Annotated in this window: 24 protein-coding genes; 14 read left to right on the top strand and 10 right to left on the bottom strand. The window is 50.3% G+C overall.

Annotation, left to right across the window (positions count from 1 at the left end; translation table 11 throughout):
* Positions 1–41 precede the first annotated feature (41 nt).
* On the bottom strand, positions 42–2,474 hold the full coding sequence (locus VJY99_RS17400; RefSeq protein ID WP_324120718.1) for a bifunctional aspartate kinase/homoserine dehydrogenase II: 2,433 nt from the start codon (positions 2,472–2,474) through the stop codon (positions 42–44).
* Between the two features lie 2 nt (positions 2,475–2,476).
* Positions 2,477–3,637: a cystathionine gamma-synthase gene (gene metB / locus VJY99_RS17395; RefSeq protein ID WP_324120716.1), complete on the bottom strand. Its 1,161-nt coding sequence runs from the start codon at positions 3,635–3,637 to the stop codon at positions 2,477–2,479.
* Positions 3,638–3,899: 262 nt separating this feature from the next.
* Between metB and metJ the strand changes: the two genes are divergently transcribed.
* Entirely contained in the window at positions 3,900–4,217 is a 318-nt protein-coding gene (metJ, locus tag VJY99_RS17390; RefSeq protein ID WP_034461414.1) for a met regulon transcriptional regulator MetJ, read from the top strand.
* A 188-nt stretch (positions 4,218–4,405) separates the two neighbouring features.
* On the opposite strand, the gene rpmE is transcribed toward metJ, so the two are convergent.
* A complete protein-coding gene (gene rpmE, locus VJY99_RS17385; protein WP_034500060.1) occupies positions 4,406–4,621 on the bottom strand; it encodes a 50S ribosomal protein L31 in 216 nt (71 codons plus the stop codon).
* A gap of 217 nt (positions 4,622–4,838) precedes the next feature.
* Between rpmE and priA the strand changes: the two genes are divergently transcribed.
* The 7 genes from priA (at position 4,839) to rraA (ending at position 12,941) form a co-directional block, all read left to right on the top strand.
* Positions 4,839–7,034, top strand: coding sequence for a primosomal protein N' (gene priA, locus VJY99_RS17380; protein ID WP_324120714.1), 2,196 nt, complete (start codon positions 4,839–4,841; stop codon positions 7,032–7,034).
* Between the two features lie 165 nt (positions 7,035–7,199).
* Positions 7,200–8,234, top strand: coding sequence for a DNA-binding transcriptional regulator CytR (cytR, locus tag VJY99_RS17375; protein WP_324120712.1), 1,035 nt, complete (start codon positions 7,200–7,202; stop codon positions 8,232–8,234).
* An 89-nt stretch (positions 8,235–8,323) separates the two neighbouring features.
* Positions 8,324–9,334: a cell division protein FtsN gene (gene ftsN / locus VJY99_RS17370; RefSeq protein WP_324120710.1), complete on the top strand. Its 1,011-nt coding sequence runs from the start codon at positions 8,324–8,326 to the stop codon at positions 9,332–9,334.
* Positions 9,335–9,482: 148 nt separating this feature from the next.
* Entirely contained in the window at positions 9,483–10,013 is a 531-nt protein-coding gene (gene hslV, locus VJY99_RS17365) for an ATP-dependent protease subunit HslV (RefSeq protein WP_324120708.1), read from the top strand.
* Between the two features lie 9 nt (positions 10,014–10,022).
* Positions 10,023–11,357, top strand: a complete 1,335-nt coding sequence (gene hslU, locus VJY99_RS17360; RefSeq protein ID WP_324120706.1) for an HslU--HslV peptidase ATPase subunit — start codon at positions 10,023–10,025, stop codon at positions 11,355–11,357.
* Between the two features lie 76 nt (positions 11,358–11,433).
* Positions 11,434–12,363 carry a 1,4-dihydroxy-2-naphthoate polyprenyltransferase gene (gene menA / locus VJY99_RS17355; RefSeq protein WP_324120703.1) on the top strand — a complete coding sequence of 310 codons (930 nt, stop codon included), beginning with the start codon at positions 11,434–11,436 and terminating at the stop codon, positions 12,361–12,363.
* A 92-nt stretch (positions 12,364–12,455) separates the two neighbouring features.
* On the top strand, positions 12,456–12,941 hold the full coding sequence (rraA, locus tag VJY99_RS17350; protein ID WP_324120701.1) for a ribonuclease E activity regulator RraA: 486 nt from the start codon (positions 12,456–12,458) through the stop codon (positions 12,939–12,941).
* A gap of 173 nt (positions 12,942–13,114) precedes the next feature.
* Here rraA and zapB read toward each other — a convergent pair whose 3' ends face one another.
* Positions 13,115–13,354 carry a septal ring assembly protein ZapB gene (gene zapB / locus VJY99_RS17345; protein WP_120066733.1) on the bottom strand — a complete coding sequence of 80 codons (240 nt, stop codon included), beginning with the start codon at positions 13,352–13,354 and terminating at the stop codon, positions 13,115–13,117.
* Between the two features lie 443 nt (positions 13,355–13,797).
* Here zapB and VJY99_RS17340 point away from each other — a divergent pair, with 443 nt between their 5' ends.
* The 4 genes from VJY99_RS17340 to fpr all read left to right on the top strand — a co-directional run bounded on the left by VJY99_RS17340 (position 13,798) and on the right by fpr (position 18,185).
* Complete coding sequence (locus VJY99_RS17340) at positions 13,798–14,649, top strand: MIP/aquaporin family protein (protein ID WP_324120698.1); 852 nt, start codon at positions 13,798–13,800, stop codon at positions 14,647–14,649.
* A 21-nt stretch (positions 14,650–14,670) separates the two neighbouring features.
* On the top strand, positions 14,671–16,185 hold the full coding sequence (gene glpK, locus VJY99_RS17335; RefSeq protein ID WP_324120696.1) for a glycerol kinase GlpK: 1,515 nt from the start codon (positions 14,671–14,673) through the stop codon (positions 16,183–16,185).
* 107 nt (positions 16,186–16,292) lie between these two features.
* A complete protein-coding gene (gene glpX, locus VJY99_RS17330; RefSeq protein ID WP_324120694.1) occupies positions 16,293–17,303 on the top strand; it encodes a class II fructose-bisphosphatase in 1,011 nt (336 codons plus the stop codon).
* A gap of 135 nt (positions 17,304–17,438) precedes the next feature.
* On the top strand, positions 17,439–18,185 hold the full coding sequence (fpr, locus tag VJY99_RS17325; RefSeq protein ID WP_324120692.1) for a ferredoxin--NADP(+) reductase: 747 nt from the start codon (positions 17,439–17,441) through the stop codon (positions 18,183–18,185).
* 37 nt (positions 18,186–18,222) lie between these two features.
* Here fpr and VJY99_RS17320 read toward each other — a convergent pair whose 3' ends face one another.
* Positions 18,223–18,642: a DUF805 domain-containing protein gene (locus VJY99_RS17320; RefSeq protein WP_034500043.1), complete on the bottom strand. Its 420-nt coding sequence runs from the start codon at positions 18,640–18,642 to the stop codon at positions 18,223–18,225.
* Positions 18,643–18,756: 114 nt separating this feature from the next.
* Between VJY99_RS17320 and VJY99_RS17315 the strand changes: the two genes are divergently transcribed.
* Together VJY99_RS17315 and tpiA are read left to right on the top strand one after the other, a co-directional pair.
* Positions 18,757–19,353, top strand: a complete 597-nt coding sequence (locus VJY99_RS17315; RefSeq protein ID WP_324120689.1) for a DUF1454 family protein — start codon at positions 18,757–18,759, stop codon at positions 19,351–19,353.
* Between the two features lie 239 nt (positions 19,354–19,592).
* Positions 19,593–20,360 carry a triose-phosphate isomerase gene (gene tpiA / locus VJY99_RS17310; RefSeq protein WP_324120687.1) on the top strand — a complete coding sequence of 256 codons (768 nt, stop codon included), beginning with the start codon at positions 19,593–19,595 and terminating at the stop codon, positions 20,358–20,360.
* 46 nt (positions 20,361–20,406) lie between these two features.
* Here tpiA and VJY99_RS17305 read toward each other — a convergent pair whose 3' ends face one another.
* The 5 genes from VJY99_RS17305 to cpxP form a co-directional block, all read right to left on the bottom strand.
* Positions 20,407–21,168, bottom strand: a complete 762-nt coding sequence (locus tag VJY99_RS17305) for a CDP-diacylglycerol diphosphatase (protein WP_324120685.1) — start codon at positions 21,166–21,168, stop codon at positions 20,407–20,409.
* 94 nt (positions 21,169–21,262) lie between these two features.
* Entirely contained in the window at positions 21,263–22,252 is a 990-nt protein-coding gene (locus tag VJY99_RS17300) for a sulfate ABC transporter substrate-binding protein (protein ID WP_324120683.1), read from the bottom strand.
* A gap of 334 nt (positions 22,253–22,586) precedes the next feature.
* Positions 22,587–23,549, bottom strand: coding sequence for a 6-phosphofructokinase (gene pfkA, locus VJY99_RS17295; RefSeq protein WP_324120681.1), 963 nt, complete (start codon positions 23,547–23,549; stop codon positions 22,587–22,589).
* Positions 23,550–23,733: 184 nt separating this feature from the next.
* Positions 23,734–24,636 carry a CDF family cation-efflux transporter FieF gene (gene fieF / locus VJY99_RS17290; protein WP_324120679.1) on the bottom strand — a complete coding sequence of 301 codons (903 nt, stop codon included), beginning with the start codon at positions 24,634–24,636 and terminating at the stop codon, positions 23,734–23,736.
* 124 nt (positions 24,637–24,760) lie between these two features.
* Positions 24,761–25,258 carry a cell-envelope stress modulator CpxP gene (gene cpxP / locus VJY99_RS17285; protein WP_324120677.1) on the bottom strand — a complete coding sequence of 166 codons (498 nt, stop codon included), beginning with the start codon at positions 25,256–25,258 and terminating at the stop codon, positions 24,761–24,763.
* Positions 25,259–25,452: the final 194 nt, after the last annotated feature.

Genomic DNA, 25,452 nt, shown 5'->3' with positions numbered 1-25,452 from the left:
GCCAGCAAAAGCTGGCCTCAGTATTTCTGTGTCGCAGAAATTTACAGCAACTGCGCCAGACGGTTAAGATCAGACTGAATAGCGCCAGCCGTCACATCACGTCCTGCACCCGGTCCACGAATAACCAACGGGTTATCGCGATACCACCGGCTTTCAATGGCGAACACGTTATCGCACGGCAGCAACGCAGCCAGAGGATGCTCAGGGCGCACAGCTTCCACACCCACTCGCGCTTTCCCATTAGCGTCAAAACGCGCGACATAGCGCAGTACCAGACCCATTTCCTGAGCCGCTTCCAGACGCTGAGTCATCTGCTCATTCAGCTCATCACCATTTTCAAAGAAATGGTCAACAGAACCTTCTTCGCTGCCGTTTGTCACCAGCGATTCAACACGTACCTGATCCGGTTCGATGTCATAACCCGCTTCACGGGCAAGAATCACCAGCTTGCGCATCACGTCTTTCCCGGAGAGATCAACACGTGGGTCAGGTTCAGTTAACCCCTGCTGCCAGGCCTGGTCCACCAAATCGGTAAACGGCACAGTGCCATCGAATTGCAGGAACAGCCAGGAGAGCGTACCGGAGAAAATACCGCTGATGGCGAGAATTGAATCGCCGCTTTCACGCAAATCACGAACGGTATGGTTCACCGGTAAACCCGCCCCCACGGTGGCGTTATACAGCCAGTGGCGACCCGTCTTGGTAAATGCATTGCGGATTTCACGATACTTCTGGCTGTTGCTGGCACCAGCCAGTTTATTGGCGCTAATAACGTGGAAACCATGACTGGCAAAATCAAGATACTGATCGGCCAATTGCTCACTCGCCGTCACATCCAGAACCACTAAATCGTCATATGGATGCGAGCGCATCCACTGGAACAGTGATTCTTCATCCTGCTCTACCGCTTCATCGTTAAAGAAAGCGAGCGCACGGCTGGCGTCCAGCCCTTCGTAATTAAGCAAGCTGCGGCTACTGTCCACCACACCTGCCAGAACGAATTCAAAACCGGTACGCGCTGAGATAGTTTCTTGCTCGCGGGCGAACAGTTCCAGCCAGCGAGAACCAATATTCCCTTTCCCGAAAAGCACCAGACCAATACGTTTTTCAGCGCGGAACAGCGACTTATGCAGGCCCTTGATGAGGTTTTCGGTGGGTCCAACACGCAGTACCGCAACCAAACTAATTCCGTCTTCAGACTGCCAGATATACTCAACAGGCTGGTCTTTTAGTTGCTGCCAGAAGCGGTGGCTATGCAGTGGGTTACGGCACACACCCGCACCGACCATTGCCACCAGCGCCAGGCCTTCACGCAGACGCAATTCGCCAGGCAGGTTCGCCTTCTGTAGCGTTTCTAACACGCTGCCTGCAACTTCTGAGGTATAGCAAAGTTGCAGCAGGTTACGATCGGGGTGAACACCCACTGACAGCGGGCGAATCTGAGCACGTTTTAATAACGTATCCAGCTCTTTGTGCGCCAGCTTAAAATCAGTCTGCGGCGAAACCTGCAGTTCAATCAGGCAGACATCGTCGTGGCTGGTGACGATACGTGCGCCAGTACCAGACGCCAGCACACGTTCGATACGTGTTGAGCCTTGTTCCGGAGAGTAGCTGCAACGTAATTGCAGGTCGATGTCGCTACCGGAAACAGGCTGTAATGTACGAGCGTGCAGTACAGGTGCTGCCAGACGAGCCAATTCACTTGCTTCATCAAGGCGTAGGAGTGGAAGCAAGCATGCATCTTTCACTTTACGTGGATCAGCGCTGTAAACCCCAGCAACGTCACTCCAGATAGTCACACGGGCAACCCCAGCCAGTGCACCAATCTGAGTGGCAGAATAGTCAGAACCATTACGGCCAAGCAGCACAGTTTCACCCGCGTCATTACGACAAATAAAGCCGGTGACCACGAGGCGTTTATGCGGATGTTGCGCCATGAGTTCTTGCAGCAAAGGCCAGGATAAGCCTTCGTTAACTTGTGGTTGAGCAGCACGTTCAGCGCGCATAAATTCACGCGCATCCAGCCACGCGGCTGGATGGCCTAACTGATTCAGCACCGCAGACATCAGACGTGCAGACCAAATTTCACCATGCCCCACGACTTCGGCATACACTGCCTCGGTCATTTTGCCATCCAGCAAACCCGCCAGACGCTCAAGATCATGAATAAACTGACCAATTAAGCTATCAGCCACATCAGGTGCCACAAGGCCACTTATCAACTCGCTCTGATAACGACGCAGTGCTTGCTGAACCTGATGAGCAGAAAGACGATCACTTTGGCTCAATTTTAACCAGTTAATCAATTGGTTGGTTGTGCTACCGGCGGCGGAAACCACCATCATATCGCCAGGATTAGAGTACTCGGCCATAATCCCCGCAACGCGCAGGTAACACTTCACATCTGCCAGACTACTGCCACCAAATTTATGCAGTTGACGAACCGGCGTCCCTGCTGGTGCTGAAACACTCATGCTTACCCCTCGGCCGCAACCCGGAACGCATTTTCCAGGTCAGCAATTAAATCTTCGCTATCTTCAATGCCAGTCGAAATACGCAGCAAGGATTCTGAAATCCCCGCAGCAGCACGCGCTTCTGGCGCCATGCCCGCATGGGTCATCGTCGCCGCGTGTGAAATCAAACTTTCTACCCCACCCAGCGATTCCGCCAAAGTGAAGAGAGTCAGGCTACTCAGGAATCGACGCAGCGTTTGCTCGTCGCCATTAAATTCAAAACTCAGCATCGCGCCAAAACCTTTTTGCTGACGAGCAGCAATTTCATGGCCCTGGTTTTCTGGCAGCGAAGGATGATACAGCTTTTTCACCAACGGTTGTGTTTGCAGGAAATCAACAATCGCCTGTGCATTTCGTTGCGCCATTTCCATACGTGGTAAAAGTGTACGCAGGCCACGCAGCAACAAGTAGCTATCGAAAGCACCGCCGGTTACGCCAATGTTGTTTGCCCACCAGGCAAGCTCAGTGACGGTTTCTGCATCTTTCGCAATCACCACACCCGCTACAACATCTGAGTGACCATTCAGGTACTTAGTACAAGAGTGCAGAACCAGATCCGCGCCCAATGCCAACGGGTTTTGCAGTGCTGGGCTCAGGAAGGTGTTATCCACCACACTGATTGCCCCTGCCTCACGCGCAGCCGAGCAGATTTTCGCAATATCTACCACTCGTAACAAGGGATTACTTGGGCTTTCGACCAGCACGAGTTTTGGTTTTTCGTTAAGTGCCGCACTCAATGCTGCTTCATCACCTTGATCGACAAACAAAACGCGATATGCGCCGCGTTTTGCCAGGCTATCAAAAAGTCGGTAACTACCGCCGTAACAGTCATGCGGAGCCACCAAAAGATCGCCTGGTTTCAGGTAAACAGTTGTGACCAGGTGGATGGCTGACATGCCGGTATTTGTCAGCACTGCACCCGCGCCCCCTTCCAGTTCGGCCAGTGCGCGCTGTACAACATCACGCGTAGGATTCCCACGACGCGAATAGTCATGCGCGCGAGGTTCGTTAAACCCGGTGAAATTATAAGTACTGGAGAGATGGATCGGCGGTACAACGCAGCCGTATTGCTCGTCATCGTTCAAACCGCTACGTACTGCGATAGTTGCCTGTTTACGCGTCATGGCTCTCTAATCCTTGCTGGTCGAATAAAGGTCAGACCCCAGAGTAAACACTGGTGAGTTAGACGTCAATACATCTGGACATCTAAACTTCTTTGCGTATAGATTGAGCAAACGCGCAATAGCCGTTAAAATTATACACTTTAGGGTGATAGCGTCGCACACCGCGAATCAATAAACGCTGTACACTACGTCCAGAAAATCGCTTCCGTCGTGACTCGTCCGATTGAAGCATATATACATTGATAAGAGGATTAAGTATCTCATGGCTGAATGGAGCGGCGAATATATCAGCCCTTACGCTGAGCACGGGAAGAAGAGTGAGCAAGTAAAGAAAATTACGGTTTCCATTCCTCTGAAGGTGTTAAAAATCCTTACCGATGAGCGTACCCGTCGCCAGGTGAATAACCTGCGTCACGCAACTAACAGTGAACTCCTGTGCGAAGCATTCTTGCATGCGTTTACTGGTCAACCGTTGCCAAACGATGCAGACCTGCGCAAAGAACGTAGCGATGAAATTCCTGAGGCGGCGAAGGTGATTATGCGCGAGCTGGGGATTGATCCAGAGACCTGGGAATACTAACTCTAACCGTCATCCTTCAAGTTGCTGGGGTGTTGGCTGCACTCATTCACCCCAGTCACTTAGTTGAGTAAGCTCCCGGGGATTCGTTCCCTTGCCGCCTACCAACAACTCGAATGCTATCGGTTACAGAAACAATAGATACAAAAAAGGCGCCGTTAGGCGCCTTTCTCTTACTACCGTGCAGCGAATTACTTCTTCGCGCCTGGTACGCTGAAACGCTTGTTGAAGCGATCAACGCGGCCACCGGTAGCAACATCACGCTGCTTGCCAGTGTAGAACGGGTGGCATTCGCCACATACGTCCAGGTTCAGATCATGACCCACGGTAGAGCGAATCTTGATAGAATTACCGCAAGAGCAGTTTGCAGTAATTTCTGCATAGTTCGGGTGAATATTCTTTTTCATGGAAAACCTCTGTATAAGGCCGCGTCGCTCTTCCAGCCCTAACGCCAGACACCACGCGAAGTTGATAAATTAGGTTTTTTGATACCAAAAACTGCGCATCAAAGGCGGCGAATCATACAGAACCCCGCCAGAGGATGCAAACTGATCCGCATTTTCTGGAACACACAGTGTACACTATCTCGTCATTTTTATCAGCCCGATCAGCCTGGAAGCCTTAATGTCTGTAGCCCACGTCGCTTTGCCGGTTCCCCTTGCTCGAACTTTTGACTACCTCGTTCCCGCTGGAATGCAGGTGGCATCAGGTTGTCGTGTCATGGTGCCGTTTGGTAAACGCCAGGCAGTTGGGATTGTTGTGGCCGTGAGCGAGCACAGCGAATTGCCGCTCAATGAGCTAAAGCCAGTGGCAGACGTTCTGGATGGCGAATCGCTGTTTCCTGTATCGCTCTGGCGCGTTCTACTTTGGGCCGCCGAGTACTATCACCACCCGCTTGGCGATGTACTTTTCCATGCGCTGCCTATTTTGCTGCGCCAGGGTAAAGCGGCGCATCACGCACCGTTGTGGTACTGGTTCGCCACCGAAGAAGGCAAAGCTGTTGACCTTAACAGCCTCAAACGGGCTCCCAAGCAGCAACAGGCGCTGGCGGCTGTTCGGCAAAATATCATCTGGCGCCATCAGGTAAGCGAGCTGGAAATCAACGAGGCGGGGTTGCAGGCTTTACGCGCTAAAGGTTTGTGCGACCTGAAAAGTGCCGCACCTGCTACCACTGACTGGCGCGACAGTTATTCCGTTGAAGGTGAACGTTTACGCCTGAACACCGAGCAAGCCACCGCGATCGGTGCCATTCACAGTTCGGCTGACCACTTTGCGGTCTGGCTTCTGGCGGGTATTACTGGTTCCGGTAAAACGGAGGTGTATCTCAGTGTGCTGGAAAACGTCCTGGCGCAGGGCAAGCAGGCATTGGTGTTAGTGCCAGAAATTGGGTTGACGCCACAAACCATCGCCCGCTTCCGTGAACGCTTTAACGCACCGGTCGAAGTTCTGCATTCTGGGCTTAACGACAGCGAACGTCTTGCCGTGTGGTTAAAAGCACGTAGCGGCGAGGCGGCGATTGTGATTGGCACACGCTCGTCGCTGTTTACACCGTTTTGCCGACTCGGCGTTATCGTGATTGATGAAGAGCACGACAGTTCCTATAAACAGCAAGAAGGCTGGCGCTATCACGCTCGTGATTTAGCCGTGTATCGCGCACATGCGGAAGATATCCCCATCATTCTTGGCTCAGCGACCCCCGCACTGGAAACTCTGCACAACGTTCAGTTGGGAAAATATCGGCAGCTACGCCTGACAAAGCGTGCCGGTAATGCACGCCCAGCAACACAACAAGTGGTGGATTTAAAAGGACAGCCGCTGAAATCGGGCCTGGCACCTGCGCTTATCAAAAAGATTGGTCAGCATCTGAAGGCTGATAACCAGGTGATCCTGTTCCTCAACCGTCGTGGATTTTCCCCCGCCCTGCTGTGCCATGAGTGTGGTTGGATAGCGGAATGCCCACGTTGCGATCACTACTACACCTATCATCAGGGCCAGCGCCATTTGCGTTGCCACCATTGCGACAGCCAGAGACCGGTTCCTCAGCAGTGCCCACACTGTGGTTCAACCAATCTGGTTCCGGTCGGAATGGGAACGGAGCAACTTGAACACAGCCTTGCACCGGAATTCCCGGGCGTACCGATTTCGCGCATCGATCGCGATACCACCAGCCGAAAAGGGGCTCTTGAACAACAACTGGCGGAAGTCCATCGTGGCGGTGCGCGGATTTTGATTGGCACGCAAATGTTAGCTAAAGGCCATCACTTCCCCGACGTGACACTGGTGGCTTTGCTGGATGTTGATGGTGCACTGTTTTCAGCCGATTTCCGCGCCGCGGAGCGCTTTGCCCAGCTCTACATTCAGGTTTCTGGACGCGCTGGACGAGCAGGTAAGCAAGGCGAAGTCATGCTACAAACGCACCATCCTGAGCATCCTTTATTACAAACATTGCTCACCAAAGGTTACGACGACTTCGCAAATCAGGCTCTTAAAGAACGCCAGACGGTCTTTTTACCGCCGTATACCAGCCACATCATGTTCCGCGCGGAAGATCAGAATAATCATCAAGCTCCGCTTTTCTTGCAGCAATTGCGCAATCTACTGGAATCCAGCCCATTACGAGATGAGCAGTTATGGATTATGGGGCCGGTTCCCTGTTTGCAGCCTAAGCGAGGCGGGCGTTTCCGCTGGCAAATTCTGCTGCAACATCCTTCGCGCGCACGTTTGCAACGCCTGGTTAGCCATTCGTTGAAACTGGTCAATACCTTACCGGAATCACGTAAGGTGAAGTGGATGCTGGATGTTGACCCGATAGACGGGTAGCACAAATGGCTGTGGATATGAGAAGCGGATCGAAAAATTCAACAAGCATCACACTTTTAATGAAATAACTGTAACCAAGGTACATCAATTTCTGCTAAGAATGTGAACATGGTCAGACACCAGGGACGTTGTCAGCACCTGTGGAGTGCACGCGAGGAGGAGAAGTTGAAGCCGAAGAATCTGGTTGCCAATGCAACCATGAAAGACGTTGCTGTTCAGGCGAAAGTCTCAACCGCAACAGTGTCCAGGGCACTAATGAACCCGGACAAAGTATCGCAAAGTACTCGTAATCGTGTGGAACAAGCGGCAATAGCCGTCGGTTATTTACCCCATTCATTGGGGCGAAATTTAAAGCGTAATGAATCACGCACCATTCTGGTTATTGTCCCGGATATCTGCGATCCCTTCTTTAGCGAAATTATTCGCGGTATAGAAGTGACGGCGGCGGGACAAGGTTATTTGGTTTTGATCGGTGATTGCGCCCATCAAAACCAGCAAGAGAAAACCTTCATCAATCTGATCATCACCAAGCAGATTGACGGGATGCTATTGCTCGGATCACGTCTTCCCTTCGATGCCAGCATTGAAGAGCAACGCAATTTACCGCCAATGGTCATGGCGAACGAATTTGCGCCTGAACTGGAACTGCCGACCGTTCATATTGATAACCTGACGGCCGCGTTTAACGCCGTTTATTATCTGCAGCAACTTGGTCATCAAAAAATAGCTTGTATTGCTGGCCCTGAAGAGATGCCGCTTTGTCACTACCGCTTGCAAGGGTACGTGCAGGCATTACGCCGCACAGGAACGGTGGTCGATCCGCATTACATTGCGCGGGGAAACTTCACCTATGAAGCCGGTGCGGCGGCGTTAGCGAAATTACTGGCGTTACCTAATCCACCGACTGCCGTGTTCTGCCATAGCGACGTTATGGCACTGGGTGCACTGTCTCAGGCCAAGCGCAGCGGCTTACGCGTGCCAGAAGATTTATCAATCATGGGCTTTGATGACATCGCTCTTTCACAATTCTGCGACCCACCACTTACCACAGTAGCGCAACCCCGTTTCGATATTGGGCGAGAAGCCATGTTGCTGCTATTAGATCAACTTAATGGGCAAGCCGTGAGTAGTGGTTCGCGTTTGCTGGACTGTGAGCTCATTGAACGAGGCTCCACCAGCGCACCAGGCAGTAGAAAATGAACCGCTTTAGGACACTGGATTCTGGTCAAAGGGATGTCCATTAAGTAACATGGCGGGCTGATAAACGTAAAAAATATAGCGAATCGATAGTGGCACAACGAGATTATGTACGCCGCGGGCAATCGGCAGGTACGCGGCGTAAGAAAAGTAGCACCCGCAACAAGCAACGCAGCCTACCATCTGTCTCGCCGACAATGGTCGCTATTGCGGCCGCCGTTCTGGTGACCTTTATTGGTGCTCTGTACTTCATTACTCATCATAAGAAAGATGAAAGCGAAACCCTACCTGGCCATAAAGTCACAGGGAATGGTCTGCCACCAAAACCAGAAGAACGCTGGCGTTATATCAAAGAACTGGAGAATCGCCAGACGGGTGTGCGTACCCCTACTGAGCCTACTGCCGGTGGCGAAGTGCAGAATAAAGACCAGCTCACCGATGATCAACGCCAATTGTTGGAGCAAATGCAGGCAGATATGCGCCAGCAGCCCACGCAGTTGAATGAAGTGCCATGGAATGAGCAGACGCCAGAACAGCGTCAGCACACGCTACAGCGCCAGAAAGCCATTCAGCAGCAACAAGTACAACAGCAGCAGTTCACTGCTCAACAAGTTGTGCAGCCACCAAGAGCCGTGCAACAGCAACAATCGCAACCGATAACGCAGCAACCACGTCCGGTGCAGCAGCAACCGCGTACAACCACGTCAACACAGCAGCCGTATCAAGATTTGTTGCAAACCCCGCCGCATACTCAGCAGCGTGCAGCGACCCCCACGACACAACCGCGTGAGCAGGCACAACCCAAAACGGCTCAAGCGGCAGCACCGATCGAAGTTATCAAGCCCACTCCGGTACCTCAGGATAAGCCGAAAGATGAAAAGCGCTGGATGGTACAGTGTGGTTCCTTTAAAGGCAGTGAGCAGGCAGAAACCGTTCGGGCTCAATTGGCTTTCGAAGGTTTTGATTCGCGCATTACCAGCAATAATGGTTGGAACCGCGTTGTGATTGGGCCAATCAAAGGCAAAGACAATGCCGATGGTACGATCAACCGTCTGAAGATGGCTGGTCACGCTAACTGTATTCGTCTTGGCTCCGGGGGTTGAAACCCCCAAAATCCCCCCCATCTATAATTGCATTCAGCCCCAAATAGGTTTGGGGCACATATTTATACCCAAAATAATTCAAATTGCAGCCAACACCCCTGCAATTTGAAGAATGAAGGGTATAGCTGATGCAATAAGGGGTCTGCTCGTGACAACAATAGTAAGTGTACGCCGCAACGGCTATGTCGTAATCGGTGGTGATGGTCAGGCCACGCTTGGCAATACCGTGATGAAAGGCAACGTCAAAAAAGTGCGTCGTTTGTATAACGACAAAGTGATTGCCGGTTTTGCTGGCGGTACCGCGGATGCCTTTACCCTTTTTGAACTCTTTGAACGCAAGCTTGAAATGCACCAGGGTCATTTGGTGAAAGCGGCGGTTGAACTAGCAAAAGACTGGCGTACCGACCGTATGCTGCGCAAGCTCGAAGCTCTGCTGGCCGTCGCCGATGAAAATGCTTCGCTTATCATCACTGGTAATGGTGATGTTATCCAACCAGAAGATGATCTGATTGCTATTGGTTCAGGTGGCCCTTATGCCCAGGCAGCAGCACGTGCGTTGCTTGAGAATACCGAACTGGGTGCTCGTGACATCGTAGAGAAATCGCTGGGGATTGCCGGTGATATTTGCATCTACACCAACCATTTCCATACTATTGAAGAATTAGCGTCTAAGGCGTAAGGAATCCCCATGTCTGAAATGACCCCACGCGAAATTGTCAGCGAACTGAACAAACACATTATTGGCCAGGACAATGCCAAGCGTTCCGTGGCGATTGCGCTGCGTAACCGCTGGCGCCGTATGCAGCTTGATGAAGAGCTGCGTCATGAAGTTACGCCAAAAAACATTTTGATGATCGGCCCAACGGGTGTAGGTAAAACCGAAATTGCTCGTCGCCTGGCGAAACTCGCTAACGCTCCGTTCATCAAAGTTGAAGCGACCAAATTCACCGAAGTCGGTTATGTTGGTAAGGAAGTGGATTCTATCATCCGCGATCTGACTGATTCCGCGATGAAAATGGTTCGTCTGCAATCCATCGATAAAAATCGCTTCCGTGCTGAAGAAATGGCCGAAGAGCGCATTCTTGATGTTCTGCTGCCACCGGCAAAAAACAACTGGGGCCAGGCTGAAACACCACAAGAACCGTCTGCGGCTCGTCAGTCTTTCCGTAAGAAATTGCGTGAAGGCCAGTTAGACGATAAAGAAATAGAGATCGATCTGGCAGCGACGCCGATGGGTGTTGAGATCATGGCTCCTCCTGGCATGGAAGAAATGACCAACCAGTTGCAGTCTATGTTCCAAAACCTGGGTGGCCAGAAGCAAAAGCCACGCAAGCTGAAAATCAAAGATGCGATGAAACTTCTGATTGAAGAAGAAGCCTCGAAACTGGTTAACCCAGAAGAACTGAAGCAAGACGCGATTGACGCTGTTGAACAACACGGCATCGTGTTTATCGATGAGATCGACAAAATCTGTAAGCGTGGCGGTAACAGCTCCGGCCCAGATGTTTCTCGTGAAGGTGTTCAGCGTGACTTGCTGCCTTTGGTTGAAGGCTGCACCGTTTCGACCAAACACGGCATGGTAAAAACTGACCACATTCTGTTTATCGCATCCGGTGCATTCCAGGTGGCAAGCCCGTCAGATCTTATCCCTGAATTGCAGGGTCGTCTGCCCATTCGTGTGGAATTGCAGGCGCTGACCGTTGAAGATTTCGAACGCATTCTGACGGAGCCAAATGCGTCTATCACCGTGCAGTACAAAGCACTGATGGGCACTGAAGGCGTGACTATCGACTTCACCGCAGATGGCATTCGCCGTATCGCTGAGGCTGCATGGCAGGTGAACGAGTCCACCGAAAACATCGGTGCACGTCGTCTGCACACTGTGCTGGAACGCCTGGTTGAAGATATCTCTTATGATGCCAGCGACCTTAGCGGCCAATCCATCTTGATTGATGCCGAATATGTCGGTAAGCATCTGGATGAGTTGGTAGCAGATGAAGACTTGAGCCGTTTTATCCTATAATCCCGCTCAACGTATTTTCTTCATTTCAAATGGAGGGCTTATGCCCTCCATTTTTTTATACCGAACAGAGAGAACTATGAGCGAATCGCACTCTGTAAGCACAACTCAGGCTTGGCTTGAAAGCTTGCGTCCACGCACGTTACCCCTGGCATTTGCCTCTATCGTCTGTGGTTCAGCGTTGGCTTTCTGGCAAGACGTGTTTAATCCTGCTATTGCATTACTGGCTTTGCTGACGGCGGGGCTACTTCAAATCCTCTCTAATCTGGCTAATGACTACGGTGATGCGGTAAAAGGCAGTGATAAAGCAGACCGAATCGGACCACTACGCGGAATGCAAAAAGGGGTGATTACCCAAGCGCAGATGAAAAAGGCGCTGATTATCACCGTGGTGCTAATTTGCTTGTCTGGCCTTGCATTGATCGCCGTCGCTTGCCGCACGTTGGCGGATTTCCTTGGTTTCCTGGCGCTGGGTTTGCTGGCAATCATCGCCGCCATTACCTACACCGTTGGCACGCGTCCGTACGGTTACATGGGCCTTGGCGATATTTCAGTGCTGGTCTTTTTTGGCTGGCTGAGTGTGGCAGGAACCTGGTACCTGCAGGCGCATTCTCTCGCGCCATTGGTATTTTTACCCGCGACGGCCTGTGGTTTACTCGCAACGGCAGTGCTTAACATCAACAATCTACGCGATATCGACAGTGACCTGGAAAACGGTAAAAACACGCTGGCTGTGCGCTTAGGGCCGGTGTTGGCTCGTCGCTATCATGCCTGCCTGTTGATAGGTGCTCTGGCGTGCCTTGCGCTATTTAATCTTGTCTGGCTGCAAAGTCTGTGGGGATGGTTGTTTGTGTTGGCAGCGCCATTGCTGATTAAACAAATGCGTTATGTGTTACGCGAAATGGAACCACTCGCCATGCGCCCAATGCTTGAACGCACTGTAAAAGCGGCATTGCTCACTAACCTATTGTTTGCGGTAGGAGTTGTGTTAAGCACGGTGTCGGTTTAGCTGACAAATATCAATTAACAATTGATGATTTTGCCAACAGTTAATATTAAGCGATATACTGACAACTCGTGCAGCAACAGAATCTTAATCCTATGAAATATGATACTTCCGAGCTTTGCGACATCTATCAGGAAGATGTCAACGTCGTTGAACCGCTATTTTCCAACTTCGGTGGGCGGTCGTCCTTTGGCGGGCAAATCATCACGGTTAAATGTTTCGAGGACAACGGATTGCTGTATGATCTGCTCGAACAAAATGGCCGTGGCCGTGTTCTGGTTATTGATGGCGGTGGCTCTGTGCGCCGTGCCTTGATTGATGCAGAACTTGCCCGTCAGGCGACTCAAAACGAGTGGGAAGGCATTGTGGTATACGGTGCCGTGCGTCAGGTTGATGACCTGGAAGAGTTGGATATTGGTATCCAGGCGATTGCCGCCATTCCTGTGGGTTCCACTGGTGTTGGTGTTGGCGAAAGCGATGTCCGCGTTAACTTTGGTGGCGTGACATTTTTCTCAGGCGACCATCTGTATGCCGATAACACCGGTATCATCCTTTCCGAAGACCCCCTCGACATCGAATAACAAAACGGGCGCCCAAGGGCGCCCGTTCTTTTTCTGGTCAGATAAATCCATACCCTAAATAATTCGAGCCACAGGTAGGCGGCAAGGGAGCGAATCCCCAGGAGCTTACTAAAGTAAGTGACTGGGGTGAGCGAGTGCAGCCAAAAACCCTGTGACTTGAAGTATGACGGGTATCAGACTTCTTCCATCTTACCTAGCAGAGCGTGTAAACGGTCTTGCCACACGTGCTGTTGTTCTTTCAGAGAATTGTTTTCGCGTACTAATTCTTCATGATTACTCTGAGAATGCTGAACTTGCTGAGACAGATTGTTATTAGTCTCTTTCAGTTCTTCGATTTCCATTTGCAGCAGGGTAATGGTATCAATCGCCTGCTGTACTTTTGCTTCCAGTTTCTCAAACACTTCAAATGACATTTCGAACCTCTCCTGAATTGCAAGGCGTTGATGGATGTCTAAATCCCCGTCCCGGATATTCCCCGAAGACACCTTATGAATATATGCGCACCACGCAGCGTGTTTCGATTGTAAGTAGCGTGAGTACCCGTGTCCAGCGAGTTCAAGCGCTCTTTGCGTAACATAACGTTTTTCGGCATATGCCGAATGACGGGGCGGTCGAAAATGACTATTTCTTAACGCATTAATTACTTCAGCTAATGTTTTCGCTGTCATTCTTGGGTGAAAATGCGCACAAGATGGCGCGAGATCGCTCATTTTTATGACGTGACACGCAAATTTAAAGCTCGATATTTCTCGTTTATGTTCGTTAACGATAAATTAACACTATGCCTACATGGCACCTGCGCGGCAGGGAAGCCCGAACAAACAATAATCATTAATTTTTCCTTCAGGACCCTATTATGAGTCAGACAGCTCCATCAACCTTGAAAGGTCAGTGCATCGCCGAGTTCATGGGCACCGCGCTGTTGATTTTCTTCGGTGTAGGATGTGTTGCCGCTTTAAAAGTGGCTGGCGCAAGCTTTGGACAATGGGAAATTAGTATCATCTGGGGTTTAGGGGTGGCGATGGCTATCTACCTAACCGCAGGGGTTTCCGGCGCGCATCTTAATCCGGCTGTAACCATCGCATTATGGCTGTTCGCCTGTTTTGATAAACGAAAAGTCGTGCCATTTATTGTGTCGCAAGTTGCAGGTGCGTTTTGCGCCGCAGCTTTGGTTTATGGCCTGTATTACAATTTATTCCTTGATTACGAGCAGACGCATCACATGGTGCGCGGCAGCGTGGAAAGTCTGGATTTGGCGGGGATTTTCTCAACCTATCCAAACCCACACATTAATCTGGTGCAGGCATTCGTAGTCGAGATGGTGATTACCGCCATTTTGATGGGCGTTATTCTGGCGCTGACGGATGATGGCAACGGTATCCCTCGTGGCCCGTTAGCTCCACTGTTGATTGGTTTGTTGATTGCGGTTATCGGCGCATCAATGGGGCCATTGACTGGATTTGCCATGAACCCTGCACGTGACTTTGGCCCGAAACTTTTCGCCTGGCTTGCGGGTTGGGGTGACATCGCCTTTACCGGCGGTCGCGATATCCCTTACTTCCTGGTTCCGGTATTTGGCCCGATAGTTGGCGCTTCGCTAGGCGCATTTGGTTACCGTAAGCTGATTGGCCGCCATTTACCTTGTGATGTCTGTGTGGAAGAGGAAGAAAAATCCACTCCCTCCACGCAGCAAAATGCTTCTTTGTAAGACTGACTTCAGGACAAAATTATGACCCACGAAAAAAAATACATCGTCGCACTTGATCAAGGCACCACCAGCTCTCGCGCAGTCGTCCTGGATCACGATGCCAACATTGTTAGCGTTTCACAGCGTGAATTTCAGCAAATCTATCCAAAAGCAGGATGGGTAGAGCATGACCCTATGGAAATTTGGGCAACTCAAAGCTCCACACTGGTAGAAGTGTTGGCGAAAGCGGACATCAACTCAGACCAAATTGCCGCCATTGGTATCACTAACCAGCGTGAAACAGCGATTGTCTGGGAAAAAGAGACCGGTAAACCGATTTACAACGCCATTGTCTGGCAGTGCCGTCGCACTGCTGAAATTTGCGAACAACTCAAGCGCGACGGACTGGAAGAATACATCAAATCAGCCACGGGTCTGGTGGTTGACCCGTACTTCTCTGGCACCAAAGTGAAGTGGATCCTTGACCACGTAGAAGGCTCGCGTGAGCGTGCTCGCCGTGGTGAACTGCTGTTTGGTACCGTCGACACTTGGCTTATCTGGAAAATGACTCAGGGGCGTGTGCACGTCACCGATTACACCAACGCCTCACGTACCATGCTGTTTAATATCCACAAACTCGAATGGGATGACCGCATGCTGGAGGCGCTGGATATTCCACGCGCTATGCTGCCGGAAGTGCGCAAATCCTCTGAAGTGTATGGCCAGACCAACATTGGTGGTAAAGGCGGTACACGTATCCCTATCGCCGGGATCGCCGGTGACCAGCAGGCCGCGCTGTTTGGCCAGCTGTGCGTCAAAGAAGGGATGGCGAAAAATACCTACGGTACGGGCTGCTTTATGCTGATGAATACCGGGACGCAGGCGGTTAAATCCACTCACGGTTTGCTGACTACTATTGCTTGTGGCCCACGTGGCGAAGTGAATTATGCACTGGAAGGTGCGGTATTCATGGGCGGTGCTTCTATCCAGTGGCTACGCGATGAAATGAAACTGATCAGCGACGCCACGGATTCTGAATACTTTGCCACCAAAGTAAAAGATACCAACGGTGTGTATGTCGTCCCAGCCTTTACTGGCCTGGGCGCTCCTTACTGGGATCCGTATGCCCGTGGGGCAATTTTCGGGCTGACGCGTGGCGTGAATGCTAACCACATAATCCGTGCGACGCTTGAGTCCATCGCTTATCAAACACGTGATGTGCTAGAAGCGATGCAGGCCGACGCTGGTATTCGTTTGCACGCCTTGCGTGTAGATGGCGGCGCGGTGGCCAATAACTTCCTGATGCAATTCCAGGCTGACATTTTAGGAACCCGCGTAGAGCGCCCTGAAGTACGCGAAGTGACCGCATTGGGTGCCGCTTATCTGGCAGGGCTTGCCGTTGGTTTCTGGCAGAATCTGGATGAAGTCAGCGAGAAAGCGGTTATCGAAAAAGAGTTCCGTCCGGGTATCGAAACGACCGAACGTAACTACCGTTACGCTGGATGGAAAAAGGCTGTTAAGCGTGCTCTTGCCTGGGAAGATCACGAAGAAAACTAATTGCTGAGATTGCCCCTCACCCTACCCCTCTCCCATTGGGAGAGGGGATCACCCTACCCTGTCTGTGCTAAACTCCGTCGCAATTAGGCTTGCTAAATGAGTGTGCAATGAGACGAGAACTTGCGATTGAATTTTCCCGTGTAACCGAAGCTGCAGCGCTGGCGGGTTATAAATGGTTGGGACGTGGCGATAAAAATATTGCGGATGGCGCCGCCGTTCACGCGATGCGTATTGTGCTCAATCAGGTCAATATTGATGGCCAGATTGTGATTGGCGAAGGGGAAATCGACGAAGCACCCATGCTCTACATTGGTGAAAAAGTCGGTACCGGCCAGGGAGATGCCGTCGACATCGCCGTTGACCCAATTGAAGGTACTCGCATGACCGCCATGGGCCAGGCAAACGCGCTGGCAGTCTTGGCTGTGGGTGATAAAGGCAGCTTCCTGAACGCGCCCGACATGTACATGGAAAAGCTGATTGTGGGTCCGGGTGCTAAAGGCATTATCGACCTGAATCTTCCACTGGCTGAAAACCTCTATAACGTCGCAGTAGCCCTCAATAAACCGCTCAGCGAACTGACCGTTACTATTCTTGCTAAACCTCGCCACGATGACGTTATTGCCGAGATGCAAAAACTCGGAGTCCGCGTGTTTGCCATTCCTGATGGTGATGTTGCGGCATCTATTTTGACCTGTATGCCAGATAGCGAAGTCGATGTGATGTACGGAATTGGCGGTGCGCCTGAAGGGGTTATTTCTGCGGCGGTTATCCGCGCACTCGATGGCGATATGCATGGCCGCCTGCTGGCTCGTCACCATGTGAAAGGTGATAACGAAGAAAACCGCCGTATCGGTGAGCAAGAGTTAGCTCGTTGCGCCGTAATGGGCATAGAAGCAGGTCGGGTGTTGAAGCTCGATGACATGGCACGCAATGATAACGTGATTTTCTCGGCAACCGGCATCACCAAAGGTGATTTGCTGGAAGGGATCACCCGCAAAGGGAATATGGCGACCACTGAGACTCTGCTGATTCGTGGCAAATCACGCACTATTCGCCGCATCAAATCCATTCACTACCTTGACCGTAAAGACCAGGACGTACAGACCCATATTCTGTAAGCCCATCATTTGTCTGATCGAGCTTTCCAGCTTTAGCCGGCTGGAAATCTCTCACTTTTCTGGTGAAGATAGGGCAATAGATTCATAGCCTAAATAATTCGAATTGCAGGTTGTCGGGTATAACAGGAGAACATCATGGCGGAATGGGTCAAAGGTAAAGTTATCCAGCTTCAAAACTGGACTGACGCTCTTTTTAGTCTCACTGTTCATGCGCCCGTCGCCCCCTTCACTGCAGGGCAATTTACCAAACTTGGGATGGAAATTGACGGCGAACGTGTCCAACGCGCTTACTCCTACGTCAATGCACCCGACGATCCCAATCTCGAGTTTTATCTGGTCACAGTGCCTGAAGGTAAACTCAGCCCACGTCTGCATGCGCTACAACCCGGCGATGAAATTATGCTGGTGAGTGAAGCGGCGGGATTCTTTGTGCTGGATGAAATACCGGACTGCCAGACATTGTGGATGCTGGCAACGGGAACGGCACTTGGCCCGTATCTTTCTATTTTACAGGAAGGCAAAGGTCTTGAGCGGTTCGAAAATATCGTTTTACTTCATGCGGTTCGTTTTGCGCAGGACTTAAGTTATCTGCCGTTGATGCAGAAGCTCCAACAGCAATATGAAGGGAAATTACGCATTCAGACGGTCGTAAGCCGGGAGTCTATTGCTGGGTCATTAACCGGGCGCGTGCCTGCACTTATTGAAAGCGGTGAACTTGAAGCGGCTGTTGGCCTACCCATGAACATCGAGACAAGCCATGTGATGTTGTGCGGAAATCCGCAGATGGTGAGAGATACGCAGCAATTGCTGAAAGATACCCGGCAGATGACTAAACATTTGCGCCGCCGACCGGGCCATATGACTGCAGAACACTATTGGTAAAGTAATGGGTAAGGAATGGATAAGGTGATGTGTAACGTTAGCGGTATTTTACTTCGCTAGTGTCCTTACCAAAGCGGTTTTCACCCTGGGTGCCAACAAACGCCCCCAGGTCCATGATAACCATAACCAAAATCAGTGTTGGGATAAAACGGCCAAGCCCCCACTGCGCTAACGTTCCGAAAGTTTCCCAGTTACCTGCAAGCAGCAACCACGCAGGAATAAACAACAGCGCCCACCAGCCTTTCTTATTACGATCATGCAGACGTTTCACAATCACGGCGGCAGTCGGTATCAACGAACCTGAGAGAAAGAAGCCGGCAGTGGAATATGGCATGATTTCAGCACCTGCGAGGGTGAAGAGTATGATCAGCGCGATTAACCAAACGCCAATCCAAATCCAAAAGTCACGGCGTCCAATACGTCCGTTAAAAGAGAACAGCCATTGCTGTATGGTCATGGTAAGGTCCATTTTATTGTTTAGCACCGTAGTGTACCCCAGCTATGATGGGTTTTGACAAGCCAACGGAATGCCGATTTAATCGGAAAGTAGAATTCACAGGAGAATTTGTCGATGAGACATCTGGTTGCAGCTCTGGCTTTACTGATACTACCCGTCGCGGTAGTTTGGGCTGATCCGCCTTCAGACTCCACCTCAACGCCACAAGTCGCTCCCTATTTATTGGCAGGCGCCCCAACGTTCGATATGAACATCACCCAGTTTCGGGAAACATTCTCCGCTAAAAACCCGACGTTACCCATCAATGAGTTCCGGGCTATCGACCCCAAAGCCAATGAAGTGAACCTGATGCGCGCCGCCAGTAAAATCAACGAGAATCTTTACACCTCTACTGCACTTGAGCGCGGCACGCTGAAAATAAAATCTATCCAGATAACGTGGTTGCCGATTCAAGGGCCTGAGCAAAAAGCTGCGCGAGCAAAAGCGACAGAATATATGGCAGCACTGATTCGCACCTTTACTCCTTTGCTTTCAAAGCAGCAAAGCGTGGCAAAACTCACCAAGCTGCTCAGCAATGGTAAGAACAAACGTTATTACGCACAAACCGAAGGCGCTATCCGCTATGTTGTCGCAGACAACGGTGAAAAGGGGCTCACTTTCGCTGTTGAACCGATTAAGCTGACGCTATCAGAAACAATTAACACCAACTAAATATATCCGTTAGCATTCGAGTCGCAGGTAGGCGGCCAGGGAGCTTATCCCGATGAGATTACTTAAGGAAGTGATTCGGGTAAGTGAATGCAGCCAACACCCCTGCGGCTTGAAGGATGACGGGTATATATGACAAAAAGCAAAGCCTTTCGTCGGTTGAGTCTCTATACTGTTTCACAGACCATGCTGCCCTGAATGGCAGCGATTCTTTTATTAGTTTGACCTTGTGGAGAATTAAGATGCGACATCCTTTGGTGATGGGTAACTGGAAACTGAACGGTAGCAAGAACATGGTACACGAGCTGATTGCTGGCTTACGCAATGAGCTGGCTGGCGTTGCTGGCTGTGGCGTGGCTATCGCTCCTCCAACTATGTATCTGGATCTGGCTAAACATGCTGCATCCGGTAGCCACATCATTCTTGGTGCTCAGAACGTTGACCTGAACCTGTCTGGCGCATTCACGGGTGAAGTTTCTGCAGAAATGCTGAAAGATGTAGGTGCTAAATACATCATCATCGGTCACTCCGAGCGTCGTACTTACCACGCAGAGTCTGACGAACTGATCGCTAAAAAATTCGCCATCCTGAAAGAAGTTGGCCTGATCCCAGTTCTTTGCATCGGTGAAACCGAAGCAGAAAACGAAGCTGGCAAAACTGAAGAAGTTTGCGCACGTCAGATTGACGCTGTGCTGAAAACTCAGGGTGCAGCGGCCTTCGAAGGCGTAGTTATCGCTTACGAACCTGTTTGGGCAATCGGTACGGGTAAATCTGCAACTCCTGCTCAAGCTCAGGCTGTTCACAAATTCATTCGTGACCACATCGCTAAAGCTGATGCGAAAGTGGCTGAGCAAGTGATCATCCAGTACGGCGGTTCCGTAAACGATAAAAATGCAGCAGAGCTGTTTGCTCAGCCAGACATCGACGGCGCGCTGGTTGGCGGTGCTTCTCTGAAGGCTGATGCATTTGCAGTTATCGTTAAAGCAGCAGCTGAAGCGAAACAAGCGTAAGTTCTCGCTTATCAATATTAAGGCTCTGCCAGCAATGGCAGGGCCTTTATTTTTTCAACAATCCACAGTCGTGATCTTGTAGTTGCTCAGCAGAAGCCAAGTTGAAGCGCAGTAAATTCCGCTCTGTCGCTAACGCTATCCACTCCCCATCAGCCAATTGCGCCATCGCCAGACTGTAACGCCCCATGTGTTCGCGAGCCTGCGGAACTTGAGTGGCCAGCATGATGAACGGACTACGTTGAGAAAACTCAGCTGCGGTCACTTTTCTGGCAATGTACTGATTTCCAGCCAGTGATACAGGGAAAGGCTGCCAGTCTGTGCTTACGGAATACGCATACTGATTTATCTGGTCACGCACATCAGTCCGTAAACAAGAAATATGGATATGTAGCTGATTTTGCGAGCGCCCTATCGCGGAGTTAATGGTGATTGAAACGACATCATCAGGAACATGAGCACCCCGCCGCACACTCATAACGTTGCGCTGCTGCCACGCCAACCATAAGAAATTAGCGGTTTTAGCCTGCAATAATTCCGGGCTTTCCATACCGTTCATTTTCGCTGTCGGTAGCAGCAGGTATTGCAGCGGGCCATTGATATCTTTTAGCAACACGAATCCCGAAAGCAAATCCACTTTGGTGCAAGGCTCAGGGTTTGGGCTATTACGCTGATGAGGAACACATTGTTCGTTGACGATACGCCACAGGGCGTCTGGATGATGAAAGTGTTTCTGCAGGCTTACCCCACAAACAACAGCGACGACTAAGAAGAGGATAAAGAAAACTATTGTGCGTCGACGGCGCAGCATTGAAACCTCAGAAACAATTTAGAGGGCTGCTCAGCGTAACGCAAAGGTGGATGTCACAAAAGTAAAACGACCCCTTTCGGGGCCGTTATTACGTTTAACGCTGACTAATTTGGTCGAAGGTGCCACCATTAGAGAAATGTTCTTTCTGGGCTTTCGTCCAACCACCAAACTCTTTATCAATAGTGAACAATTTAAGTTTAGGGAAGACGTTGTCATATTTCTTCGCCACTTCGGCATTGCGTGGACGATAGTAATTTTTCGCCACAATTTCCTGCCCTTGCGGTGAATAGAGATATTTCAGATACTCTTCTGCAACTTTCTGAGTCCCTTTCTTCTCCGCCACTTTGTCTACGACGGAAACAGTCGGCTCGGCAAGAATCGATTCGCTCGGTGTCACAATTTCAAACTTGTCTTTACCCAGCTCGTTGGTCGCCAAAAATGCTTCATTTTCCCAGGCAATCAACACGTCACCGATTCCACGCTCAACAAAAGTACTGGTTGAACCGCGAGCACCGGAATCCAGCACTTCAACGTTTTTATACAGCGCTTTCACGAAATCCTGAGCTTTGGCTTGATCGTTATTGTTGTGATGCAGTGCGTAACCCCACGCTGCCAGATAGTTCCAGCGTGCACCGCCTGAGCTTTTTGGATTCGGGGTGATAACAGAAACGCCCGATTTAATCAGATCGTTCCAGTCATGAATTTGTTTTGGGTTGCCTTTACGCACCAGGAAAACGATGGTTGAGGTGTATGGCGCGGAGTTGTCCGGCAGGCGTTTAATCCAGTTTTTGTCGATACGGCCACGTTCAGCAATAGCATCAACATCATATGCAAGCGCGAGGGTCACCACATCGGCTTCAATACCGTTAATAACGGATGTTGCTTGTTTACCGGAACCACCGTGAGACTGGCGAATAACAACGTTATCACCGGTTTGTTGTTTCCAGTGAGCACTGAACGCCTTGTTGTACTCGTCATAAAGCTCGCGAGTGGGGTCGTAAGAGACGTTAAGTAACTGAATATCTTTCGCCAAAACACTTGTAGACGCCAACAGTAATGTCAGTCCAACTCCCCACTTATTCATTTTTCGCTCTCTTTAATCAGATTTGATGAAAGCAGCGTGCCAGAAAGTTAACCATTCATTAAAGAATAAAAAAAGATTGGATATAACCATTGAGCATATCAGCAAAATAATTCGAGTTGCATCGCGGCGGCAAGAGAACGAGTCCCGATGAACTTACATAAGTAAGCAATTATTCGGCCCATCCATGGCGCTGTTAACAGCGTTCAAATCTGCTCCCGGCAGATTTGTCGGGTGAGAGATCGCAGCCAACAAAGATGCATCTTTAAGTATGACGAGTGTATAACAGACAGCAAAAAGCCGGGTTTCCCCGGCTTCATATTTCACGAGTCGTGAATCAATACAGCTTCTTAGCGCAATCCAGCCAGTCACCTTTAAACGGACGCTTCATGTTTTCGATAGCGTCGACAATGTCATGGTGAACCAGCTTCTCATTCTGAATACCTACGCAACGACCGCCGTGGCCTTGCTGCAGCAGTTCGATGGAGTAAGCGCCCATGCGGGAGGCCAGAATGCGATCGTATGCAACCGGTGAACCACCGCGTTGAATGTGACCCAGGACGGTGGCGCGGGTTTCGCGTTTAGTTTCCGTCTCGATATATCGGGCCAGTTCGTCGATGTCACAGATGTGCTCAGTGATAGCCACGATAGCGTGCTTTTTACCTTTAGCGATACCCGCTTTGATTTCTTCAACCAGGTCTTCGCGATTAAACTCCACTTCTGGCAAGACAACAAACTCGCACCCGCCAGCAATGGAAGCAGCTAAGGTCAGATCGCCACAGTAACGGCCCATCACTTCCACGATAGAAATACGCTGGTGGGAGGAAGAGGTGTCACGCAAGCGGTCGATTGCTTCTACGACGGTTTCCAGAGCGGTGAAGAAACCGATGGTATAATCAGTGCCTTTGATATCGTTATCAATGGTGCCTGGCAGGCCGATGCACGGGAAGCCCATTTCGGTCAGGCGTTTAGCACCCATATAGGAACCATCACCGCCGATAACAACCAATGCATCAATACCGCGGTTTTTTAAATTCTCGATGGCCACTTCACGGATTTTCTCATCGCGAAACTCTGGGAAACGAGCTGAGCCCAGGAAGGTGCCACCACGGTTGATCATATCGGACACACTGTATCGGTCCAGATTAACCATGCGGTCTTCATACAATCCCAGATAGCCATCATAAATGCCCACGACTTCCAGACCTTCCGACAATGCTGCGCGCACTACACCGCGAATCGCAGCGTTCATGCCTGGCGCATCACCGCCACTCGTCAACACACCAATTTTTTTGATCATGACTACCTCTGAACTTTTGAATGCATAATTAATCCTGTTGCCGGAAACGGCCTGCGGCATGCCGAGGCGTCGACTCTGCTACAAATAGTATAACAACCGCTTCTTGCTGAATTGATTCAGGTCAGGCCATATATCGGTATTTTATACAAAAAACATCGAATCTGTCTGACTTTACAACGAAAAATTAAAGCTCAAAATGCCCTTGTTGCTGCGTCGGGACAACTGAGCAGGGGTCCTGGTGAATAATCACATCTGACCCAGGAAAACGATGCAAAATCGCCTGCTCCACTTGTTCGGCAATAACATGCGCCTGAACCAGTGGCAGATTGTCTTCCATTTCAATATGGACTTGAATAAAGCGGGTCGGCCCTGACTGCCGCGTTCGTAGATCATGCGCCCCTTTAACACCAGGCCATGAATTGATGATATCAATAATTCCCTGTCGCTCATCATCCGGTAAAGCACGATCTAAAAGAGATTGCACAGCTTCATAGCCCATGCGCAGCGCGCTAAACAAAATATAGACGCCAATGCCTAACGCAAATATCGAATCTGCACGATGCCAACCGTACCAGGACAACGCAAACGCAACAAGAATTGCTCCGTTCATCATAACATCAGACTGATAATGAAGCATATCTGCACGAACCGCCTGACTTTGCGTTTTGCGCACGACCCAACGTTGAAAAGTCACCAGAATTAATGTGCTGAACAACGCAATGACCGTGACGACAACGCCGATTAAAGGCTGTTTCATTGGTGACGGTTCAGCTAAATGCTGAATACCCGTCAAAAACAGAAACAGCGCAGAACCGGAAATAAACATACTTTGCGCCAATGCTGCCAGCGACTCCGCTTTACCATGGCCAAAGGTATGCTCTTCATCTGCGGGTTGCAGCGAATAACGTACGACAAGAAGGTTAGTTAGCGACGCGGCAATGTCCACTAGCGAATCGACCAATGCGGCCAGAATACTGACCGAGCCTGTATACCACCAAGCAAAAATCTTGATCAAAAGTAACAGTGAGGCCATAACCGTCGCGGCAATGGCTGCACGGCTGACCAATTTCCCATATTGTTGATTCATAGGGGCTCCAGCAAATCATTGCTGGCTAGTATAGCGGATTCACCTGAACCATCAGGCAAAAAAAACCCGCCTTGGTAGGCGGGGAAGACAGGGATGGTGTCTATGGCAAGGAAAACAGGGTTTGTTACTGGTTACTACGCTTACTGCTGCTACTCAGTGCCTGCAATGAAGACATCTGTTGCAGATCCCCCAGTTCACGAAATTGATTCATGCGCTGTTGGTGTTTGTCATTTAAAACGGCCTGCTGGTCAGGACTTAACAAGCGGTACATTTGATTGCGTACTTTCGCCATGTCAACCTGGCGAGCCACTTGTTCTTGTGCCATTTTTTCAGCCTGGGCACGCACTGCCGTTTCATCAAAATTCTCAGCGATGACCAGATTATGCATGGTCTCCATTTCGCTTACATTCACGGGTGGGCTATCATGCCGTGCCCGTTGCATTAGATCGCGCATTTGTTGGCGCTGTTGTTCGGTCAGGTTTATCCCTTCGAACATATGGCTCTGAAGATTATTACGCTTAACTAAGCCTTCACCGCCTTGATACCAGTTATCGCTTGCCTGACTGGACAGGGTAATCAGAGTCAATATAGAGGCCATGACGGCAGCGGTAACATTGCGCATCACTTGCTCCTGAAATCATCTATGCTGCGATTCAACGAAAGCCAGTCTACGATTCCCGCTGCAAACTAGCGTCAGGGGGTGTAAAACAACGTAAAGTCATAGATTAGCGCGCCTTGATGACGTAATTTCTGCCTCGGAGGTAATTTAACAATGAATAAAATTCTGCTAGTTGATGATGACCGAGAGCTTACTTC

The sequence above is a fragment of the Buttiauxella sp. genome, assembly GCF_035271705.1.
Lineage (GTDB): Bacteria > Pseudomonadota > Gammaproteobacteria > Enterobacterales > Enterobacteriaceae > Buttiauxella.
This window is presented reverse-complemented; position numbering and strand designations above follow the sequence as displayed.

Coding starts and splice junctions, on each gene's coding strand:
- VJY99_RS17400 (WP_324120718.1), bottom strand. CDS start 2,474: ATGAGTGTTTCAGCACCAGCAGGGACGCCGGTTCGTCAACTGCATAAA.
- metB (WP_324120716.1), bottom strand. CDS start 3,637: ATGACGCGTAAACAGGCAACTATCGCAGTACGTAGCGGTTTGAACGAT.
- metJ (WP_034461414.1), top strand. CDS start 3,900: ATGGCTGAATGGAGCGGCGAATATATCAGCCCTTACGCTGAGCACGGG.
- rpmE (WP_034500060.1), bottom strand. CDS start 4,621: ATGAAAAAGAATATTCACCCGAACTATGCAGAAATTACTGCAAACTGC.
- priA (WP_324120714.1), top strand. CDS start 4,839: ATGTCTGTAGCCCACGTCGCTTTGCCGGTTCCCCTTGCTCGAACTTTT.
- hslU (WP_324120706.1), top strand. CDS start 10,023: ATGTCTGAAATGACCCCACGCGAAATTGTCAGCGAACTGAACAAACAC.
- menA (WP_324120703.1), top strand. CDS start 11,434: ATGAGCGAATCGCACTCTGTAAGCACAACTCAGGCTTGGCTTGAAAGC.
- rraA (WP_324120701.1), top strand. CDS start 12,456: ATGAAATATGATACTTCCGAGCTTTGCGACATCTATCAGGAAGATGTC.
- zapB (WP_120066733.1), bottom strand. CDS start 13,354: ATGTCATTTGAAGTGTTTGAGAAACTGGAAGCAAAAGTACAGCAGGCG.
- VJY99_RS17340 (WP_324120698.1), top strand. CDS start 13,798: ATGAGTCAGACAGCTCCATCAACCTTGAAAGGTCAGTGCATCGCCGAG.
- glpK (WP_324120696.1), top strand. CDS start 14,671: ATGACCCACGAAAAAAAATACATCGTCGCACTTGATCAAGGCACCACC.
- glpX (WP_324120694.1), top strand. CDS start 16,293: ATGAGACGAGAACTTGCGATTGAATTTTCCCGTGTAACCGAAGCTGCA.
- fpr (WP_324120692.1), top strand. CDS start 17,439: ATGGCGGAATGGGTCAAAGGTAAAGTTATCCAGCTTCAAAACTGGACT.
- VJY99_RS17320 (WP_034500043.1), bottom strand. CDS start 18,642: ATGACCATACAGCAATGGCTGTTCTCTTTTAACGGACGTATTGGACGC.
- VJY99_RS17315 (WP_324120689.1), top strand. CDS start 18,757: ATGAGACATCTGGTTGCAGCTCTGGCTTTACTGATACTACCCGTCGCG.
- tpiA (WP_324120687.1), top strand. CDS start 19,593: ATGCGACATCCTTTGGTGATGGGTAACTGGAAACTGAACGGTAGCAAG.
- VJY99_RS17305 (WP_324120685.1), bottom strand. CDS start 21,168: ATGCTGCGCCGTCGACGCACAATAGTTTTCTTTATCCTCTTCTTAGTC.
- VJY99_RS17300 (WP_324120683.1), bottom strand. CDS start 22,252: ATGAATAAGTGGGGAGTTGGACTGACATTACTGTTGGCGTCTACAAGT.
- pfkA (WP_324120681.1), bottom strand. CDS start 23,549: ATGATCAAAAAAATTGGTGTGTTGACGAGTGGCGGTGATGCGCCAGGC.
- fieF (WP_324120679.1), bottom strand. CDS start 24,636: ATGAATCAACAATATGGGAAATTGGTCAGCCGTGCAGCCATTGCCGCG.
- cpxP (WP_324120677.1), bottom strand. CDS start 25,258: ATGCGCAATGTTACCGCTGCCGTCATGGCCTCTATATTGACTCTGATT.